At 58.3% G+C, this 18,069-nt stretch carries 18 protein-coding genes and 1 pseudogene; 13 read left to right on the forward strand and 6 right to left on the reverse strand.

All coding sequences use genetic code 11. The features are described from left to right. Positions 1-417 precede the first annotated feature (417 nt). Positions 418-945: a flavin reductase gene (locus tag IEX27_RS20395; protein WP_188722926.1), complete on the reverse strand. Its 528-nt coding sequence runs from the start codon at positions 943-945 to the stop codon at positions 418-420. Positions 946-959: 14 nt separating this feature from the next. Then, positions 960-2,252 (reverse strand): LLM class flavin-dependent oxidoreductase, encoded by a 1,293-nt coding sequence (locus IEX27_RS20400; protein ID WP_188722927.1) that lies wholly within the window; start codon positions 2,250-2,252, stop codon positions 960-962. Positions 2,253-2,494: 242 nt separating this feature from the next. Between IEX27_RS20400 and IEX27_RS20405 the strand changes: the two genes are divergently transcribed. The 8 genes from IEX27_RS20405 (at position 2,495) to IEX27_RS20440 (ending at position 11,229) form a co-directional block, all read left to right on the forward strand. Further along, positions 2,495-3,403, forward strand: coding sequence for a LysR family transcriptional regulator (locus IEX27_RS20405; protein ID WP_188722928.1), 909 nt, complete (start codon positions 2,495-2,497; stop codon positions 3,401-3,403). A gap of 204 nt (positions 3,404-3,607) precedes the next feature. Further along, positions 3,608-4,576, forward strand: coding sequence for a Bug family tripartite tricarboxylate transporter substrate binding protein (locus tag IEX27_RS20410; protein ID WP_188722929.1), 969 nt, complete (start codon positions 3,608-3,610; stop codon positions 4,574-4,576). Further along, positions 4,573-5,112: a tripartite tricarboxylate transporter TctB family protein gene (locus IEX27_RS20415; RefSeq protein WP_188722930.1), complete on the forward strand. Its 540-nt coding sequence runs from the start codon at positions 4,573-4,575 to the stop codon at positions 5,110-5,112. Before IEX27_RS20410 ends, IEX27_RS20415 begins: the two co-directional genes overlap by 4 nt. A gap of 7 nt (positions 5,113-5,119) precedes the next feature. Further along, positions 5,120-6,622: a tripartite tricarboxylate transporter permease gene (locus IEX27_RS20420; RefSeq protein ID WP_188722931.1), complete on the forward strand. Its 1,503-nt coding sequence runs from the start codon at positions 5,120-5,122 to the stop codon at positions 6,620-6,622. Positions 6,623-6,724: 102 nt separating this feature from the next. After that, entirely contained in the window at positions 6,725-7,885 is a 1,161-nt protein-coding gene (locus IEX27_RS20425) for a mandelate racemase/muconate lactonizing enzyme family protein (RefSeq protein ID WP_188722932.1), read from the forward strand. 14 nt (positions 7,886-7,899) lie between these two features. Continuing rightward, entirely contained in the window at positions 7,900-9,039 is a 1,140-nt protein-coding gene (locus IEX27_RS20430; protein ID WP_188722933.1) for a M24 family metallopeptidase, read from the forward strand. Positions 9,040-9,051: 12 nt separating this feature from the next. After that, on the forward strand, positions 9,052-10,140 hold the full coding sequence (locus tag IEX27_RS20435) for a hypothetical protein (RefSeq protein ID WP_188722934.1): 1,089 nt from the start codon (positions 9,052-9,054) through the stop codon (positions 10,138-10,140). Between the two features lie 15 nt (positions 10,141-10,155). Then, positions 10,156-11,229: an NAD/NADP octopine/nopaline dehydrogenase family protein gene (locus tag IEX27_RS20440; RefSeq protein WP_188722935.1), complete on the forward strand. Its 1,074-nt coding sequence runs from the start codon at positions 10,156-10,158 to the stop codon at positions 11,227-11,229. Between the two features lie 40 nt (positions 11,230-11,269). On the opposite strand, the gene IEX27_RS20445 is transcribed toward IEX27_RS20440, so the two are convergent. Continuing rightward, positions 11,270-11,995 carry a GntR family transcriptional regulator gene (locus IEX27_RS20445; protein ID WP_188722936.1) on the reverse strand — a complete coding sequence of 242 codons (726 nt, stop codon included), beginning with the start codon at positions 11,993-11,995 and terminating at the stop codon, positions 11,270-11,272. Positions 11,996-12,120: 125 nt separating this feature from the next. Between IEX27_RS20445 and IEX27_RS20450 the strand changes: the two genes are divergently transcribed. Beyond that, a complete protein-coding gene (locus tag IEX27_RS20450; RefSeq protein ID WP_188722937.1) occupies positions 12,121-13,281 on the forward strand; it encodes an alpha-hydroxy acid oxidase in 1,161 nt (386 codons plus the stop codon). After that, positions 13,278-13,634, forward strand: a complete 357-nt coding sequence (locus IEX27_RS20455) for a RidA family protein (RefSeq protein ID WP_210315582.1) — start codon at positions 13,278-13,280, stop codon at positions 13,632-13,634. The genes IEX27_RS20450 and IEX27_RS20455 overlap by 4 nt, the downstream gene beginning before the upstream one ends. Before the next feature lie 11 nt (positions 13,635-13,645). Here the strand turns inward: IEX27_RS20455 and IEX27_RS20460 are convergent, their stop codons facing one another. After that, complete coding sequence (locus IEX27_RS20460; protein WP_188722938.1) at positions 13,646-14,368, reverse strand: aspartate/glutamate racemase family protein; 723 nt, start codon at positions 14,366-14,368, stop codon at positions 13,646-13,648. A gap of 125 nt (positions 14,369-14,493) precedes the next feature. Between IEX27_RS20460 and IEX27_RS20465 the strand changes: the two genes are divergently transcribed. The 3 genes from IEX27_RS20465 to IEX27_RS20475 all read left to right on the forward strand — a co-directional run bounded on the left by IEX27_RS20465 (position 14,494) and on the right by IEX27_RS20475 (position 16,505). Continuing rightward, complete coding sequence (locus IEX27_RS20465) at positions 14,494-15,456, forward strand: Bug family tripartite tricarboxylate transporter substrate binding protein (RefSeq protein WP_188722939.1); 963 nt, start codon at positions 14,494-14,496, stop codon at positions 15,454-15,456. Between the two features lie 444 nt (positions 15,457-15,900). Then, the gene (locus IEX27_RS20470) at positions 15,901-16,182 is read left to right on the forward strand and encodes a type II toxin-antitoxin system Phd/YefM family antitoxin (protein ID WP_188722940.1); all 282 of its coding nucleotides are present in this window, start codon (positions 15,901-15,903) and stop codon (positions 16,180-16,182) included. Further along, positions 16,182-16,505: a type II toxin-antitoxin system RelE/ParE family toxin gene (locus IEX27_RS20475; RefSeq protein WP_188722941.1), complete on the forward strand. Its 324-nt coding sequence runs from the start codon at positions 16,182-16,184 to the stop codon at positions 16,503-16,505. The genes IEX27_RS20470 and IEX27_RS20475 overlap by 1 nt, the downstream gene beginning before the upstream one ends. Positions 16,506-17,491: 986 nt before the next feature. Here the strand turns inward: IEX27_RS20475 and IEX27_RS20480 are convergent. Both IEX27_RS20480 and IEX27_RS20485 read right to left on the reverse strand, forming a co-directional pair. Then, complete coding sequence (locus IEX27_RS20480; protein WP_188722942.1) at positions 17,492-17,746, reverse strand: hypothetical protein; 255 nt, start codon at positions 17,744-17,746, stop codon at positions 17,492-17,494. A gap of 86 nt (positions 17,747-17,832) precedes the next feature. After that, a pseudogene (locus tag IEX27_RS20485) lies at positions 17,833-18,069 on the reverse strand (heme ABC transporter ATP-binding protein); the annotation flags it as partial.

Consider the following 18,069-nt stretch of genomic DNA (forward strand, 5'->3'; position numbering starts at 1 on the left):
TGAAGGGCGAAAATCAGTTGCCAATGGTCGTCGAAGGCATCAAATTCGCCGACGGCGTTGCCGTCACGACGACGCCAGATCAACACGCCGCCTGATCGGCCCCGTCACCCAGTTCCGACCATAGCTCCTCACAAGCTGTCCTCGTACGGAGCAGCCTGACGCCAGGTCATGCCGAGGGTGGAGCACCGGTCCCACAAGGGCACTTAACAAAAGGGCTCAAAATTCCATCTCCCACTCAGGAAGCGTGAGAGAATGATGCAGGCCTCCACCGACCGAAGGCCCTGCATCATTGGGATGCCATGTCACTTGTAGCTGATAGGATGAGGCACACCAGAGCTCATAGCCAGAAGCCACTGACCAAAGGTCACCATGACATCACCCTTGAAACGACGTCTTCTCCTTCGGCACACCCAAGACCTAAACGGCGAGCTTGTGAAAACTTCGATTAAACCAGATAGATGCGGATAATCCGTCCGTCTTGGAGATGGACAGGATCTGGCAGTACAGGACATCGTGAGTACCGACCTGCTGGCGCTCCGAAATCACGCAATCGAATGAAATCACAGCTCCTTCCAATACTGGGGAGCCGGTCTCGTCCATGATCCAGCTTGCTGCTGCAAAGCGCTCTTCCATTGGGGTCTTGCCGCCGAAGATCCTTGCAAGATCCTGATGGCGCGGTCCAATCGTATTTACGCATAGCGTCAGGTTGCCGGCGAATGCCGGAGCGGCAGAACTCGAACGGTTGATGCACACCAATAGTGTTGGTGGACTGTCCGTAACTGAACAGACTGCAGTGGCGGTGAAGCCAGCGCGGCCCGACGGACCATCAGTAGTGACGATGTTCACGGCCCCTGGAAACATCGCCATCGCCTCACGGAAAGTCTTCGTTGCAGCCCGAAGAACAGGTGACGAATTTGAATCGATGATCTTGGTAATTGCAGACATGTGGCCCCATCCTCCTACTTCTTCGGGAGGCCCAGCTTTTCGCGCATGGTACCCTCGGCATATTCACGTTTATACAGGCCACGACGCTGAAGCTCGGGAACCACGAGATCAACGAAGTCAGCGAAACCCTGGTTGAAGTAGGGGGGGAGGATCATGAACCCATCAGCCCGTCTTTCGACGAACCACTCTTCGAACACATCGGCAATGTGCTCGGCCGTGCCGCAGAGCACCCAATGACCGCGGGCGGCCGCAATCAGATTGTAGAGGTCGCGGAGCGTCATCTTCTCCCGTAACGCCAATTCCAGCAGGGTGCGTGAGAATCCCTGGCTTCGCTCCGTTAACGGGAAATCGGGAACCGGTGAATCGAGAGACAAGCCCTCGATGTCATGACCCAGACGGGCCGATACCAGCGCCAGCGCGTTGGTTGGTGTGACCCAGCTCTGGAGTTTGTCCAGCTTTGCCTTTGCTTCCGCCTCGGTTTTCCCGACGATGGTCATGACGCCTGGAAGGATGCGGATGTCGCTCTCCTGCCTTCCGTTGCGGACTGCCATGCCCTTCAGCGTGTCGTAGAATTGCTTTGCTGCGGCCGGATCCTGAACCACTTCAAAGACGATATCCGCGACACGGGCTGACAGCTCCATGCCAGCCGGCGAACCGCCAGCCTGGATGATCAGCGGATGACCTTGCGGACTGCGTTCGATGTTGAGCGGCCCTTTGACCGAGAGATGCGTGCCGGCGTGGTTCAACTCCCTGACCTTGGTATCATCAAGAAACTGACCCGTGCTCCGGTCGGCGACGATCGCTCCTTCGGACCACGTGTCCCAAAGGCCGCGCACCACATCAACAAATTCGCCTGCAATCTCATAGCGCTTGTCATGTTCGTTCAGCTTGTCGCGGCTGAAGTTCAGTGCGGCCGCGTCTGCAGAACTGGTTACGACGTTCCACGCGACGCGCCCGCCGCTGATGTGATCGAGTGTGGAGAATGCGCGGGCGACATTGTAGGGCTCGGAGAAGCTCGTAGAGACCGTACCGCCCAGACCGATGTCCTTGGTGAGCACACTCAGAGCGCCTAGTGCGGTCAGCGGTTCAAGCCGCGACTGGTGGGACGGATGGTCATTGAAGCTCATCATGGCCGAGTCGGCGAGAAAGAACAGGTCGAACTTGCCGCGCTCTGCCGTGACTGCAATCTGCTGCAGAACTTCCAAGCTGCTGTGCCGCGCGGTTGCTCCATCCATTCTCCAGCCGGCTGAGTGGTTGCCAGTGCCGAGCGCATAGACGGCCAAGTGCATCATTCTTTCGTCAGACATGTATTCCCTCAATGAATGTTGTTGACCGTCGCCGTGAATCTGGGACAGTCGGCCTTTTTGAATCTCAGGCTAAGACCGAGTGGGGCGAGTGTGAAATGGAACGATTGAATTCTGCTTATTCATAATTTGAATGACAGTCACGTGCTGAGATCTTGCAGGCTCCTCGGCAATGGTATCTTGATCACGGCATCTGTTCGAGCATTGCAGTTGCCGGGCGTTGCGATTGGAGATGAACCATTCACATGAGCAAACGAAGGATCGATCTCAATCTGCTGCAGCTCTTCGATGCCTTGGTACGTGAGAGGCATGTTTCCCGGGCAGCTGAACGCGCAGGATTGAGCCAGCCGGCGATGAGTCACGCGCTGAAGCGATTGCGGCAGATGCTAGATGACCCAATTCTTGTCCGGCAGGGCGCGGAGATGTTGCCTACCGCCACCGCACTTCGGCTGGCCCCAAAGGTCGCAGAAATACTCCGGGATGCACACACTCTGGTGGGCGACAGCGAGGAGTTTGTTCCGGGAGCATGCGAGCGGACATTTCGGATCGGTATGACTGACTATGCCAGTGCCTCATTTCTTCCACGGCTGCTAACGGAGATCAGGCGGCAAGCTCCGCAGGTCCGGGTCATGGTGCGTCACGTGGGACGGAGCCAGGGAGGAAAGGCTGTCACCGAGGGCCAGGTTGACCTGGCAATGGGAAGCTTTCTTCAGGAGCCCGGCCTCACGCTTTATCCATTCAGCAGCGAGCGCTATCTGTGCGCCGTGGCCCGGGAACATGGTTTCCGTGGGGAGAGGATCAGCCTTGAGGAATATCTGGCACTTCCGCACCTCCTGGTGGCGACCACCGGCGAAGAGATCGGCATAGTCGATTTCGAGCTTTCCCTCCGCAATCTGCGTCGGAATATCGTCTGTATCGTCCCGCATTTCCTGGTAGCACCCGCGCTCCTTCAGAATACCGACATGGTGCTCACCCTTATGGAGGGGATATTGCGCAACAATGAAGAGCTCTGCAAGCTGCGTCTGTTCCACCCGCCGATCGAGATTCCTGAGTACAGGTCCTACCTCGCCTGGAGGGAGGAGACGGGAAGCGACAAGGGGCTCCAATGGCTACGCAATTTGATCATTGACCAGTTTCGGGACTTACCCTCCTAAGCCTGTATTAAGCGGAGCCGACGCCTGATAGAAGCTGCGGGCTAACTGGCGTTTTCCAAAAGGTCGCTCCCCACAAGCACCCGCACATCAAGCCATCATTGACGACCCGACGCGCTTTTTAACGGATCACCACGACTACCCTCTTGCGTTTCTCAAATTGTGATCACAAAATGAGATAACAAATATAACCAAGGGAACACAGATATGAGTCTTAAGTCGATCGTCGTGGCAGCATTGTCTGCGTTGACACTTTCCGTTTCGGGCGCAGTAGCAGCTGATTTTCCGACAAAGCCTGTGTCACTGGTCGTGCCGTGGCCGGCGGGCGGTGGCAGTGATATCCTGATGCGCATGATCGCACAGAAGACGAGCGAAAAGCTAGGTCAGTCGGTTGTCGTGGTGAACCAGCCTGGCGCGGGAGGATCGCTCGCGCTGCGGGAAGTGGCCGATGGCGACAAGTCGGGCCACACGTTCTCGATGATTGCGACGGGTTTCATTGCCGAGCAGTACGGCAACCCGAATGCTCCGACGCTCGACCAGTTCAAGGTTCTTGCCTTTGTCGGCACTGATCCGGCGATCATGGCTGCCCGTGCTGACACAGGCCTCAAGACGCTTGATGATCTGGTCAGGAAGGCCAAGGAAGATCCGGGCAAGCTGCGCAACGCCAACGACCAACCGGGCGGCACCTCCTATGTTGCTGCTTCGCTGATGAAGCTAAAACTTGGCATCGACTACACTCTAGTTCCATACGCCGGTTCCGCTCCGGTCGTGCAGGCTATTCTTGCTGGAGAGACCCAGCTCGCCACCCCTTCGGTAACCGACCTCATCGCCCAGCATGAAGCGGGAGAGATCAACATTCTGGCCGTTGCTGGCGTCGAGCGTCATTTCCTGGCACCTGACGTGCCAACCTTCACCGAAGCAGGCTATCCACTCGTGACCGGTACAGTGCGCGCGCTCGTCGTTCCTGCCGATGCCGATCCGGCGGCAGCCGAGGTGCTTGGAAAGGCGATTGTCGACGCGCTGAACGACGAAAGCTTCAACAAGACCGCACGTGATGCCGGCTTCACGATTACTCCGATGGGCTCGGAAGAAGCGACCGCCTTCATGGAAAACCTGGACAAGGAAATGTACCCCGTCCTCCTCGAGGCAGGATTGGTGAAGGTACGCCAGAAGTGAGCCGCGAAATAAACGAGGGTGCTGCCGGGACGGAGTCCGTCCTGGCGGGACCACCCCGGGTGGTTGATTTTGCAGCAGGTGCTGTGTTCGTCCTGATTGCGCTGATCGCCTCCTGGAGCCTCTGGACCGACCCATATTTGGAACTTGGCAAGGTCGGCGACGATCCGGGCCCTTCCTTCATACCCTGGATTGGCACGACGGTCATTGGCCTTGGCGGCCTTGCCCAGATGATCTGGGTGCTTATCAAGGCGAAGAAGGCCGGTGTGCTGAAGACGAGCGGCGAATTCGTCGTCGCAAAGCTCTGGCTTCCGGCTTTGCTCGTGGTCTCCCTGATTATCTATCAGCTGGCCATGAAGCCGCTCGGCTTTTTCACCGCCAGCATCATCTTTGCCCTGCCGTGGGTTGCTGTCTTTCACTGGCGTTCAGGCGGTGCGTTCACCAAGCGCTACCTGATCCAGCTGCCCTTAGAAGCCGTGTTGATCGCCGGAGGCATCTACAGCCTCTTCTACTACGGCATCAACGTGCCGTTCCCATGAGCCTCACATGACTGAACTGCTACACGCGACCGTAACGATCCTCACCGATCCGGTCACCATGGCGCTGGCTGTGGTGGCCACATTGGTTGGCATCATCCTCGGCGCATTGCCCGGCATCAGCTCTACCATGACGCTCGCGGTGCTGCTGCCTTTTTCCTTCAGCATGGAACCGGGCAACGCCATGGTCTTCCTGCTGGGCGCCTTCTATGGAAGCGCCTGGGGCGGATCGATTTCCGCTATCCTGATCAACATCCCCGGCACGCCAGGATCAATGCTGACCCAGTTGGATGGCTATCCGCTCGCCAAGCGGGGGCAGGCTGGTGTCGCGCTGACCTATGCGCTGATTGCCTCCACCTTCGGCGGTGTCGTCGGCTGGTTCGGCCTTGTCATCTTCGCGCCAACACTGGCGCGCGCTGGCTTTGCTTTCCAGAGCCCTGAATTCGCCGTGCTGATGATCTTCGGCCTGTCGATGCTCGCCTATGCGTCGCCCGGGTCAACCTTCCTCGCGATTCTCGCCGGCATGTTCGGGCTGCTGCTCGGCACGGTCGGTCTCGACATGATCACCAACCTGTCGCGCTTCGACTTCGGCATCCCGCGACTGCAGGCTGGGATCAACATCATTCCCTTCGCGGTAGGCATTTTTGGCCTGACCGAAATTCTGAAGCTGCTGGAGCAGCCAATTGTGCAGGAAAAGGCGGCGACCCAGATCGGAGAGATCTGGCCGCGCTTTCGGGATGTCATCAAGACCTGGGCGACTGCGATTAGATCATCGATCGTGGGTCTCATCGTCGGCATCATACCGGCGGCGGGATCGGCGGTCGCCGTTTCCATGTCCTATGCGCAGGAAAAAAAGCTCTACGAGAAGACCGAAACCTTCGGCAACGGCAATCCGCGAGGCATCGTGGCTGCGGAGACAGGTAACAACGCGGCCGTTGGTGGTGCGCTCGTGCCGCTCCTGACGCTCGGCCTCCCGGGGGATACGATGACGGCGGTTCTGGTCGGCGCTCTGCTGATCCACGGTCTGCAGCCTGGTCCGCAGCTTTTCACCAAGCACCCGGACTTCATTGCGACCATCTATGTGGCGCTCGCCCTGACAATCGTACTCACCTTCGTCCTGTCGCTGGTGCTGACCCGTGCCTTTGCGAAGCTGCTCTCGGCGCCGCCGCGCATCCTCTACCTCGGGATCCTCATCCTTTGCGTCACCGGTTCGTTCGCGGTTCAGAACGCGCTCTTTGACGTATTGCTGATGATCTTCTTTGGTGCTCTTGGTTATCTCTTCACGAAGCTCGGCATACCGACCGCGCCGATGATGTTCGGTCTGGTCCTCGGGCCTTTGCTTGAAGAAAACCTTCGCCGTACGCTGGTCGTCTATGGCGATTGGATGGTGTTCTTCCAGCGCCCGATACCGGTCGTTCTCCTTGCCATTACCGCCGTCGTCCTTCTTCTCCCGTTCTTCGGGAAGGTGCGTGAACGGCTTGCCCGGGCAGCCCTTGAGGCCGGGCCCGACTGAATAATCCCCGTCGGCGGCGCGATAGCGCGCCGTCGATAGCATCAAAGGCTTGACATATCCACGAGTGTGATCACAATTCGAAATCACATTAGGAGAGAAACTGTGGTAACCATTTCAACGATCGAAACACGGCTGGTTCGCCTGCCAACACGAAGAGTACATAAGTGGACCGGCCTGACGGAACCGATCGGACAATATCTTCTCGTCAAGATCACCGGCAGCGACGGTACTGTCGGCTGGGGCGAGGCTCCTGCGCTAAAGGATTGGGGCGGTGAGTTCGGCCGCTACTTCGGCGAGAGCACGGCCATCGTCGACATGGTGATCTCGCGCTATCTGGCACCCGCCGTCACCGGCCTCGAGATCGGTAACCCGGCAATGCTGCACAAGCACATGGACGCCGTCATCAAGGGCTATCCTTACGCCAAGGCTGCGGTTGACTTTGCCTACTACGACCTGACCGGCAAGGTGCTGGGCGTTCCCGTCCATATGCTGCTCGGCGGCAAGCTGCGCGATATCGTGCCAGTCACCCATTCAATTGGCTTGCTCGACATCGACGAGGCGGTCAAGGAAGTCGTGAAGGTCAAGGAAGATGGCATCAAGACCATCAAGATCAAGGTTGGTGTCGATCCTGACCGCGACGTAGCGATCGTCAAGGCGATCCGCGAGGCCGTAGGTCCGGAGATGTCGCTCTGCGTCGATGCCAACGAAGGCTACACCACGCCGGGGCAGGCGATCCAGACCGTTCGCCGCATGCAGGAAGCCGGCCTGATCTATGTCGAACAGCCCGTCATGGGTATCGAGCGTATCGGCCGTGTGGCCCGCGCCATCGATATTCCAGTCATGGCCGATGAGTCCGCCTGGAATGCTCATGACGTTGTGCAGATCATCGCGCAGGATGCGGCGCAGATCGTCTCCATCTACACAACCAAGCCAGGTGGTCTGTTCAAGGCCATGCAGGTTTCGGCCGTATGCCAGGCTGCAGGCATCATCTGCAACGTCAATGGCTCGGTCGAGACTGGCGTTGGCAACCTCGCAAACGTGCATCTGGCGGCGGCGGCACCGGCAGCGTCGCTCTCCAATGTCATTCCCGTTTCGATGCCAGCCGAGCATCAGAACGGCCGCATCGGCGGCATTTACTACGCCGACGACCTGCTGACCGAGCCAATGATCTTCGAGAATGGCGGCATCCGCGTGCCCGACGCGCCCGGCATGGGCATGGTTGTGGATGAGGCCAAGGTCGAAAAATACACAATTTCTCTTTGAGATGAGTTTTTCACATGCGCAAAGCTATTGTTGAGAAGATTACCAGAGTCCTCCGAGCCGAAGGTGTGGACGCAGTTGTAACGACTTCGCCGGAGAATTTCGCCTACCTGACCGGCTTCGTGGTTCCGACCCAGCCGATGATCCGGCACCGCCATGCGATGGCGATCCTGACGGTCGATGGCAAGGAAAGCCTGTTCGGCGTCGACATGGAAGCAACCACCATTGCCAACAAGGCGCCGGAAACGCCACTGACCGTCTGGCGCGAGTTCCATGACGATGCCATGGTCATCCTCGCCGAAGCCCTGAAAAAGGCTGGCCTTGCCGAGGCAAAGATCGGTCTCGAGATGGACTATCTGCCGGCTGGCGACTTCGCCCGTCTGGTCATTCAGATGCCTAAGGCCACCTTCGTGCCCTTCGAGGCGCAGCTCAACCGCGCCCGCCAGATCAAGACCCCGGAAGAAGTGGAACTCATCCACCGCCTGTCGCGCATCGCCGATCAGGCGATCTACGACAGTCTGACCTCTGTTCGCGTCGGCGACACCGAGCTCGATATTGCTGCGGTTCTGACGCGCCGCATCTACGAACTGGGTGCAGAGAACTTCAAGCTGCTGATCGTCGCCACCGGCGAGCGCAGCCAGCTGCCAAACGTTGGCCCGACCAGCCGCAAGCTGCAGGCGCGCGACGTCTGCCGCGTTGAGATCTTCTCCGTCATCAACGGATATCAGGCTGGCGTCTGTCGCACGGCCTATGTCGAAGAGCCGCCAGCGATGGCCGAGGAAATCTGGGACCTCATGGTCGAGTGCAAGTACGCGATCCTCGACAAAATCAAGCCGGGCGCAAGCTGCCTCAACATCTACAACGACTTCATCGCGCGTCTGGACAAGATTAAGCTGCCGCCGATCTCCTTCGTGGGCCACGGCATCGGCCTGCATCTGCACGAAGATCCGTACATCGGCTCAACGCCGACCATTGGACGTCCGGGGGAGGATGCCGTCGTGGAAGAAAACATGGTTCTGGGCTTCGAGCCGCTTTGCTACCGTACCGGCTACGGCTTCGGCGTGCAGAACAAGGACGTTCTGCATGTGACGGCCAACGGCTCGGTTCTGCTCTCGGACTTCACCAACACTGACAAGCTCATCCGTGTAGGCGGCTAAAGGGAGGATCCTATGGCGAATGAAGCCCCGCAGTCCTGCGATATTCTCGTTTCAGGAACTGGGTACTACGCAGAGATCATGCTGGCGGATCTTGCGACCACGGCGCGCACTCCGCTCAACGTGGTCATTGCCGGCCGCAATCAGGAAAGGCTGAAATGGCTGGTTGAGGCCTGCCAGGCCCGCGCTGCAACCTTCGGCACGTCCGTCAGCTTTTCGAGCGCGAAGCTGGACTCGACGTCCGCAGCATCGATCGCCGACACTCTCGGAGCCTACAATCCTCGCGTTGTCGTTCAGTCGGCTTCCGCGCAATCTCCTTGGAAGGTCGACAACAATGAGAGCGACTGGGCACGGCTGGTGGCAAGGGCGGGCTTTGGCCTGACGATTGCCTTCAATTCGCTTCTGTCGTTCCGCACGGCTAGGGCGATGAAGCAGCTTGGTCTCAGGGGGCACTTCGTCAACACCTGCTATCCGGACGGCGTGAACCAGGTGCTCACGCAGGCGGGCCTTCCGCTGACGACCGGAGTGGGCAACATCTCCATCTTCTCGTCTGTTCTGGGCGGTCGTCTGCCGCTCGAACAGCGCAAGGATCTGCGCGTTATCGCCCATCACCGGCATATCGTTGAGTGGCGCAAGCCACCGGCGGAACGTGCGGGCGCGCCGGTGCGGGCCTGGGTAGGCGAGAAGGAGCTCGAGGATGTCAACGGAATGACCAGCGACATCCAGCTGCCTTACCGAGATCTCAACCTGATTTCAGCCGCAGGCTCCGTTCCAACACTGCTCGCGCTTACGGGCGAGGGGGCACGACGCGTCCATGTTCCGGGGCCTCTCGGCCTCACGGGCGGATATCCGGTCATCGCCAATGAGAATGGTGTGACGCTCGATCTGCCTGCCGGCATGACCAAGGAAGAAGCTGTTGCCTTCAACGCCCAGTTCGAGGAAGCCGATGGCGTTTTCATCCATGACGGTCAGGTTACTTATGCCGAGCGCGTCCGCAATCTGGTGAAGGAATACAGCCCTGAACTGGCGGAAGGTTTTAAGGTCACCGACGTCGAGGAAGCCGCTGCCGCGCTTGACGACCTGCGTACCAGGCTCTCGGCCTAGCGACTGGAGGAATACATGCGCGTAGCAGTTATTGGCGCCGGAAATGGCGGCGCCGCGGCGGCTGTCGAGCTGACTTTGGCTGGGCACGACGTTGCCTTGCACGGTCGCTCGCAGGCGACGATCGAACCTTTCCTTGCAAGCGGTATCGGCTATCAGGGTGTGTTTGGGGAAGGCCGGATCTCTCCGGCACTCATCACCACTGACCTGAAAACCGCCATCGGGGATGCTGATGCCGTGGTGGTGGCATTGCCGACCTTTGCGTTAACTTCGGTTGCCGAGTCATTGGTCGAGGCGCACTGGAACACGGATAAACCCGTTGTGCTCAATCCAGGTCACACAGGCGGTGCCCTTGAGTTCGACACGGCTTACCGCAAGCACAGCCACGCGGTTCCGCCGATCGCTGAATTTGCCACGCTCGCCTATGTGGCACGGAAGCCATCGCCCGATGTGGTGAATATCACCGGACGGGCCAAGGCCCTGCGCGCCGCTGCGCTCAAGGGAGGCGAGGCAGCGCTGGATGCAGCGCTCACTCTGTTCCCCGGAAGCTATGATTGCGGCGATGTGATTGCCTCCGACCTCTGCAATGTAAACATGATCGTGCATCCGCCAGGTGCCATGCTGGGCGCGGCTTGGGCAGAAGCCACAGGCGGCGATTTCACCTTCTATGTCGAGGGGCTGACGGACGGCGTCGTTCGCGTGATGGAAGCCCTCGACAGGGAGCGCATCGCCGTTGCCAAGGCCTTCGGACACGATCTGCCAACCATCATCGAGGAGATGAAGGCGATCGGCACCGTGCCTGCGGATGCTGCCGGAGACGACTATCGGGCGATTGCAGCAGGCGAAGCCAACAAGCGGATCAAGGCTCCGGATTCTCTGGCGCATCGCTACTATGTCGAAGACTTCAGCCACGGTCTCGCGCCGTTCCAGGTCTTTGCTGACATTGCGGGTGTCGAGACACCGGTGGCCTCCGCGCTGGTCAAGCTTCACGCGGCGATGGTTGCGGGACTGCCGAAGCCGCCGGCACGTGATGCTGCAGCTATGGGTCTCGTTGCCACCGGTATGGAAGAGCTGAAAAAACGGGTCGGTTAAGTGTGGGAAAGCCGCTCATCTCTGGTAAGCGGCTTTTCACCTAGAATGCCTCGGGTGCATCGTCAAGCCGGAAAGAGAGATCAGCAATCGGGCCGGTTCTGACTCCTCCCTTCGACTGCTGGATCAGGAAGTTGCCGGTCTTCATGATATCGCGGGCCATCGCCTCTTCGGCGGCCTTCGGATCACGGCGTCTCAGGGCCTCAATAATGTCCAGATGCGAGGAGCTGTCCCAGAGGCCTGGTGAACTCAGAGAGAAAAACATGGTGGGGCCGCTGCGGAGCCAGAGTCCCTCGATCATCGGGAGCAGAATTGATGACTCAGACAGGCGGTAGAGCGCGAAGTGAAAACGCTGGTTTGCCTTCAGCACCTCACCCATCTGTCCGGTGTCATGCGCGTCCTTCACCGACTGATTGATCTGCTCAAGCTGCCGCACACCTTCGTCCGTGGTCTTGCGTGCCGCAATGCCGGCCGCCATGCCTTCGACGCGAACGCGCAGTTCGAATAGCTCTTCCAGACTTTCAGTGCCAAGGCGCGGGACCTGGACAGAGCGGTTGGGAAGTTCCTCCAGGGCATTCGCGGCAATGAGGCGGCTCAGGCTCTCTCGCACTGGCATGGCGCTGGTACCAAAGATGGCAGCGAGCTTGCGCAGACTGAAAACTTGTCCGGGAACGAAGAGGCCGGACATCAAACCATAGCGAAGACCCGCAAGGACCTTGTCCTGCACGTTGCCGCGGGCGGTCTTGGCTTCAATCTCCTTGGACTTCATTGGGTCTCCGCTTGACGATCCAACTTTGTGATGACAGTTTGTGATCATAAAATCATTACTAAGCATCGTGCATCTTTTGGCAAACTGCAAGGGCAAGGATGCAACATGGACGGCAGAAAGACTGAATGTCTAAAGCAGCACTTGTAAATATTGAGGACTATCGCAAAGCCGCAAAGCGCACGCTACCCCGTGTACTTTATGATTTTGCTGCCGGATCGGCTCTAGATGGCCAAACCTTCAAGCGCAACCGCTCCGGTTTCGACGACCTGTGGCTGCGCGCGCGTAGCTTCGCCTCGACAAGCGCGCCGGACGTCAGTGTCGAACTTGGTGGTCACCGGATCGATCTTCCCGTACTGATCGCCCCAACCGGCTGCTCCGGTCTGCTCTGGCCGCGGGGCGAGGCGGAAGCGGCAGGTGCCGCCTCACGGGCCAATACCATCATGGAAGTCAGCGCTGGGTCGATCCTGTCCATGGAGGACATTGCAGCAGGTGGGATTGGACCGAAATGGCTGCAGATCTTCCTCTATCGTGACCGTGGCCTCACAAAGGAATTCATCAGCCGCGCCAAGGCGGCAGGTTATAGCGGTATCGTCGTCACGACTGATGCCCCCACGCATGGCCGGCGTGAACAGGACTATCGCAATGGCTTCGCAATCGATCAGCGCCTGACTCTGTCGACGATGCTGGATGCCGCCATTCACTACAAGTGGTTGCTGCGCATGGCCGCCCAACCGCGTTTCGGAATGGCCAATTTTGCCAGCCGCAGCGATGGCGACATGAACGACATGGCTTCCTATATAGCCAGCGTTCTAAATCCCGACATCACGTGGGATGACTTCTCTTGGCTTCGGTCGCAATGGGACGGGTTCCTCGTTGCGAAGGGCATCCTCAACCCGGCAGACGCACGCGAGGCCATCGCGCGCGGCGTGGATGCCATCCAGATCTCAAACCATGGAGGCCGGCAGCTGGACAGTACCCTCGCATCGATAGACTCACTTCCGGCAGTTGCCGACGCCGTCGAGAAGCGGGTGCCGATCCTTCTCGACGGTGGTATCAACAGGGGTACTTCGATACTCAAGGCCATCGCGCTCGGAGCAGATGCCTGCCTCATCGGCCGCTCGCATCTCTGGGGCATGGCCGTTGCCGGCGGGGAAGGGGTGAGCGCCGTCCTCGACATTCTCAAAACCGAAATCATCAATGCGATGACCATTGGTGGATGGAAGTCGCTGGCGGAACTCGACCGGAATTCAATTACATATACGCAAGACCTGAGAGGGGTAAAATGACCGAGAACATCAAGCGTTTCCCGGGCACCGCCCGTATGAGCAACATGGTGGCATATCAGGGTGTGCTGCTAACCAAGGGCATCACCGCCCGTGGCCTGCCACGCGATATCAAGGCCCAGACGGCAGATGTGTTACGTCAGCTCGACGCGCTGCTGGCCGAGGCCAGCCTTACCAAGGACGCACTTCTGCAGGTGATGATCTGGATCGCCGATACCAGGGACTTCGATGCGATGAACGAAGTCTACGACCAATGGGTTCCGCAGGGCCAGCAACCGGTGCGTGCCTGCGTGGAGAGCAAGCTCGCCAGTTCCGATCTGCTGATCGAAATTCAGGCGAGCGCTGCTCTTCAGTAACGCCTCGACTATCAGGGAAGATCAATGCTGCCCGGCGCCGTGCCGCGTACGGGCAGCTCCTCGTAGCAGATCTTGCTGTGAGACAGGCCCATGGTTACGAGGTTGATCGCCATGTTGATGGCGCAGGCCATGGGCTCTACAATCGGCACATCATAACGCTTTGTCAGCCCATCAACGTAGCCGGACATAGCGGTGCAGCCGAACAGGATGACGTCGGCGCGATGGTTCCTTAGGGCGGCCTCTATCTCGCGCTCGACGATTTCACGGCAATACTCCTGGGATTCGATCAAATCTGCCGGCGGGCAATCCACGATGTGCATCGAGCAGACCTTGTGATCGAAGCCATAGGCGCGGATATGTTCTTCCAGCGCCTGCTGACCGTTGCGCATGCCTAAAACGGCGATGCGGTAGCCCAGCATGCTCGCCACATGCAGACCGGAGTGCGCCGGCGCCATGACCGGAATTCTGACAGTCTCGCGGGCCGCACGCAGCACTGGATCGACACAGCAGTCGAGCACCACAGCATCCACACCGTCATTTTCTGCCTTTCGCACTGCTTCGAGGATATAGGGTCCGGCCAGAACCTCTTCGGTGGCAAATTCCATCGAAAACGGTCCGCGTTCAATCGGAACAACCTCAATCTCGACATCCGGCCTTGCCCAGCGCTCGCGCTGGATGGTCATCCCGTTGATGACCTTCGGTGAACGAACCGGAACGATATCGCGAATACGCATGTAGTACCCCTGAAGTAAGGTTTGATTTTCTCTGTTCCCTGGTTGGCAGCGACCAAATTTGACTTGCATCATAATCAGATGTGATCACAAAATGCCATTACAATAATAACCGAGGTGGAACCATCATGAAACTCAAGTCAATCGCCGTGGCATTGTCCGCGGCTGCCCTCATGCTATCCTCCAACGTCTTCGCTGCGGACTTCCCAACGAAGGCTGTTTCGCTTGTCGTGCCGTGGCCTGCGGGGGGAGGCACGGACATTCTCATGCGCATTGTCGCGGACAACGCCAGCAAGAGGCTTGGCCAGCCGGTCGTTGTTGTGAACCAGCCGGGAGCAAGTGGTTCGATCGCGTTGCGCGATGTAGCCAATGGGGACAGGTCAGGCCACACGATCTCGATGATCGCTACCGGCTTCATCACCGAGCAATACGGCAGCCCCAATGCCCCCACGCTCGAAGAATTCAAGGTTCTTGCCTTCGTTGGTACGGACCCGACAGTCATTGCAGCCGGCCCTTCCTCGGGCTTCGAGAGCCTTGAGGATTTAGTCGCAAAGGCGAAGGACGAGCCAGGTAAACTGCGCAACGCAAGCCCTGGAGGTACGTCGGCAGTCGCTGTTGCTCTGATCGAGTCCCTACTAGGGATCAAGCTGACAAACGTTCCTTACTCTGGGACCGCTCCGGTCGTTCAGGCCGTTCTCTCAGGTGAGACGCAGACGGGAACGCCGTCAGTCACTGAAATAGCGTCCCAGCATCAGGCAGGTGAAGCGAAGATCCTAGCCGTTGCAAGTTCCGAGCGGCACTTCATGGCCCCGGACGTTCCGACGTTCAAGGAATTGGGGTATCCTATTGTCTACGGAACCATGCGCGCCATGGTAGCTCCCGCCGATGTGGACCCTGATGCAGCTAAAGTTCTCGAAAAAGTTCTGTTGGAAACTCTGAGCGATCCATCGTTCCAGCAAACGGCGAAGGATGCGGGCTTCTCGATCAGCCCCATGCCTGGCGCGGAAGCAACAACCTTCTTCCAGAACCTCGACAAGGAGATTTACCCCATCCTGCTCTATGGTGGGCTGGTGAAAGTCCGCCAAAAATAGGCTGAGCTGGTACAGGCCCGCCGCATAAACGGCGGGCTTGCTGTGAGCTGACTGCAAATCTGTGCCGCATGGCTTACTTCAGATAGGACGCGGGAACTGCCGCTGGTACTGGTATGCTAGCTGTACGTAGTGCGGTGAACCATTCAAGCCAGCGGGGCTGGAAACGTAGCGAATTCTAGGACAACGAGACCGCCAATGGCGCTGTGACTGAGTTCGTCCCAACTCTGAGTGCCACTCAGAATGGTAAATATTGCCTCCAGACCTCTCGTTGAAGTGCGACAGCGAAGCCACTCAAGTTAGTGCTGCCTATTCGGAAGCGCTCGCCTAGCGGCGCTCTGTGCGGCCAGATTTCTGCAGGGGGCCATAGTTGTGGCGGAACCCTTCACAACCCCTTTCCATCCGGCTACTAAAAGTCTATATTTTGGTCAAAAGGAGTTCGCATCAATGAAATTGTCGGAACAGGTCAGGCCGATTAGCTACCTCAAGGCTCATGCGCCGGAAGTTATACGCCAGCTTGGTGACGACCGGCGGCCCGTGGTGATCACATTGCATGGCGAAGCAAAAGCCGTGCTTCAGGATCTGGCCCAATATGAAGAGACGCAGGCGACACTGGCGCTTCTCAAAGTGCTGGCGCTGACAAACAAACAGGTGGAGGAGGGGGAAGTCCGCCCTGCGAAAGAGACGTTCGCACGCCTTCGCGCTCGCCTGTCGAATTCTGGAATTTGATGCCGTACCAAATCCTTTTTGCAGATGACGCGGAACGGGATCTCGAGGATCTCTACCTCTTTCCCGTCCGCCGTGACGGTGTTCAGACCGCTGAGCGGATACTTAGCGAGATTGAGGAAGCGTGTCGGGGACTGCAGGATTTTCCCGATCGCGGAAATGTGCCGAAGGAACTGGTAGGGCTAGGCATCACCGAATACCGAGAATTGCACCACAAGCCGTGGCGGATGATCTACAGGGTTGTCGAGAAGGATGTCATTATCTACTGCATCATGGATGGCCGGCGAGATATGCGGTCTTTCCTCGAGCGGAGGCTATTGCGCTGAACAGTCTGGCCCGTCTCCTACATCGTCGTCATCGCGCCCTGCCTTGACGGTCATTATGATGCTGATGCTCGAAACGATATTCAGATAGGCACTTTGCCGACCAGATCGGCTTCAAGTAATCTCTCAAAATGTCCCGGAGAGGGCCTACAGGATCGCAGGCCAGGATCGCTTCGCGCAGGCCCAAAGGAACCCGGAAATACAGCCCATCGCCCTGGGCAATGACCTCGGATCGATTTTGGTGCGCTTGTAGCTGATAGGCTTGGTCATGCCATAGCTTTAGCCCTGGGATCGTGACTGAAGTTACCAACAAAGCAATAGCTGACTGGTCTGGCAAATGGCCATGGAAGGTTCCAACCGCTGGCAGCAGCCAACTTTACGTGTACAAGGTCCCTGTTTAGCAAACTGCGACTGATAGTCGCTGGAGCAGCGTTTACCTCGCCGCTCTTGTGCATTTTGCATCCCACGTGATCGATTCCGACCGCGCTGCCAGCGGCCCAGGGCATCTCCTCCCTGCGGCGGGAGCCCAAGCGGCTTCACTTCATCCGCACGCACCGTCAATAATGTTAAATAGCAAACCCCAATAAAAGTTATTGTTAATGATCTTGCGAGCACATGTTTACCAACTTCTAGCTTTGATCCTTGGTTAAGCATTTCATTGCCTGAGGGGGCTCATGTTAAACAACGCTATCTTGTCTTCGTCCGCGCTGGGGCATGGTCAATGATTGTTTTGGCATGAGCGGTCCAAAGGCGGGGGCAAATTGATAAACTGGATAATAAGTCCCCTAACGTGTTTAGAGAAGCTTCGCCGGCTACTCCTCCACCGGCAATTGAAACCAACTGGGGCTAAAATGCTATAATCCGGCGTTTTGCCACATAGGCGGGTGATGACAGGCGAGCTCACGCAGCCGCTCAAGAGCAAATGAGCACCATGGGGTGGCTCACCCCACCCTCTCTTCCTTCCTCAGCAAGAACCTCAGACGACTTGTCTAAGCGCAATCGCACTTGGGAAACTCAGCATCTTCGCCGTCTTTTCCGGCCCACAACTCCGCTTCGACACTGAGCAACCGCATCGCGCGGGCATACGCGTTCTGTAAATCACGAAGCACGTCGGCTAGTGCATCAGCAGCAAGAAGCGGGTCGCTCGCTATGAGCTCCTCCAGCTCGGCCATGTTATTGATTTCCGCTTCGCCGGTGCTCAAGTCGATACGGGCGCGAATCATCAATTGCTTCTTGCGCGGCATGGAGTTCTCTCGGATGCGGACGAGCGACGAACGACTCTGTGAGGCGTGCTGGCAAGCATAAACGCAGATCAGGAGTTGCCGCAATGCTATTCGCTGACGGTCTGCGGCAGCACGAAGGGCACGTGGGCTGGAACAGCTCCTACCCTGAGCGCGCATTGGAAAACATCGCAGAGCAGCCCGTCCTTCATGACTGCGCGCGGCGCACCAGTGGTCGCGATCTGTCCATCGCGGAAAACAGCCACATGATCAGCAAAGGCAGCCGTGAGGTTCAGGTCGTGCAGCACGGCGATCACGCCGCCACCGCGTGAGGCGAAGTCGCGTGC

The organism is Nitratireductor aestuarii, from assembly GCF_014641695.1.
Classification (GTDB): Bacteria; Pseudomonadota; Alphaproteobacteria; order Rhizobiales; family Rhizobiaceae; genus Chelativorans; species Chelativorans aestuarii.

Bases quoted from the DNA above. Each gene is read 5' to 3' on its own strand.
- IEX27_RS20395 (WP_188722926.1), bottom strand. From the start codon at position 945: ATGTCTGCAATTACCAAGATCATCGATTCAAATTCGTCACCTGTTCTT.
- IEX27_RS20400 (WP_188722927.1), bottom strand. From the start codon at position 2,252: ATGTCTGACGAAAGAATGATGCACTTGGCCGTCTATGCGCTCGGCACT.
- IEX27_RS20405 (WP_188722928.1), top strand. From the start codon at position 2,495: ATGAGCAAACGAAGGATCGATCTCAATCTGCTGCAGCTCTTCGATGCC.
- IEX27_RS20410 (WP_188722929.1), top strand. From the start codon at position 3,608: ATGAGTCTTAAGTCGATCGTCGTGGCAGCATTGTCTGCGTTGACACTT.
- IEX27_RS20420 (WP_188722931.1), top strand. From the start codon at position 5,120: ATGACTGAACTGCTACACGCGACCGTAACGATCCTCACCGATCCGGTC.
- IEX27_RS20430 (WP_188722933.1), top strand. From the start codon at position 7,900: ATGCGCAAAGCTATTGTTGAGAAGATTACCAGAGTCCTCCGAGCCGAA.
- IEX27_RS20435 (WP_188722934.1), top strand. From the start codon at position 9,052: ATGGCGAATGAAGCCCCGCAGTCCTGCGATATTCTCGTTTCAGGAACT.
- IEX27_RS20440 (WP_188722935.1), top strand. From the start codon at position 10,156: ATGCGCGTAGCAGTTATTGGCGCCGGAAATGGCGGCGCCGCGGCGGCT.
- IEX27_RS20445 (WP_188722936.1), bottom strand. From the start codon at position 11,995: ATGAAGTCCAAGGAGATTGAAGCCAAGACCGCCCGCGGCAACGTGCAG.
- IEX27_RS20450 (WP_188722937.1), top strand. From the start codon at position 12,121: ATGTCTAAAGCAGCACTTGTAAATATTGAGGACTATCGCAAAGCCGCA.
- IEX27_RS20455 (WP_210315582.1), top strand. From the start codon at position 13,278: ATGACCGAGAACATCAAGCGTTTCCCGGGCACCGCCCGTATGAGCAAC.
- IEX27_RS20460 (WP_188722938.1), bottom strand. From the start codon at position 14,368: ATGCGTATTCGCGATATCGTTCCGGTTCGTTCACCGAAGGTCATCAAC.
- IEX27_RS20465 (WP_188722939.1), top strand. From the start codon at position 14,494: ATGAAACTCAAGTCAATCGCCGTGGCATTGTCCGCGGCTGCCCTCATG.
- IEX27_RS20470 (WP_188722940.1), top strand. From the start codon at position 15,901: ATGAAATTGTCGGAACAGGTCAGGCCGATTAGCTACCTCAAGGCTCAT.
- IEX27_RS20475 (WP_188722941.1), top strand. From the start codon at position 16,182: ATGCCGTACCAAATCCTTTTTGCAGATGACGCGGAACGGGATCTCGAG.
- IEX27_RS20480 (WP_188722942.1), bottom strand. From the start codon at position 17,746: ATGCCGCGCAAGAAGCAATTGATGATTCGCGCCCGTATCGACTTGAGC.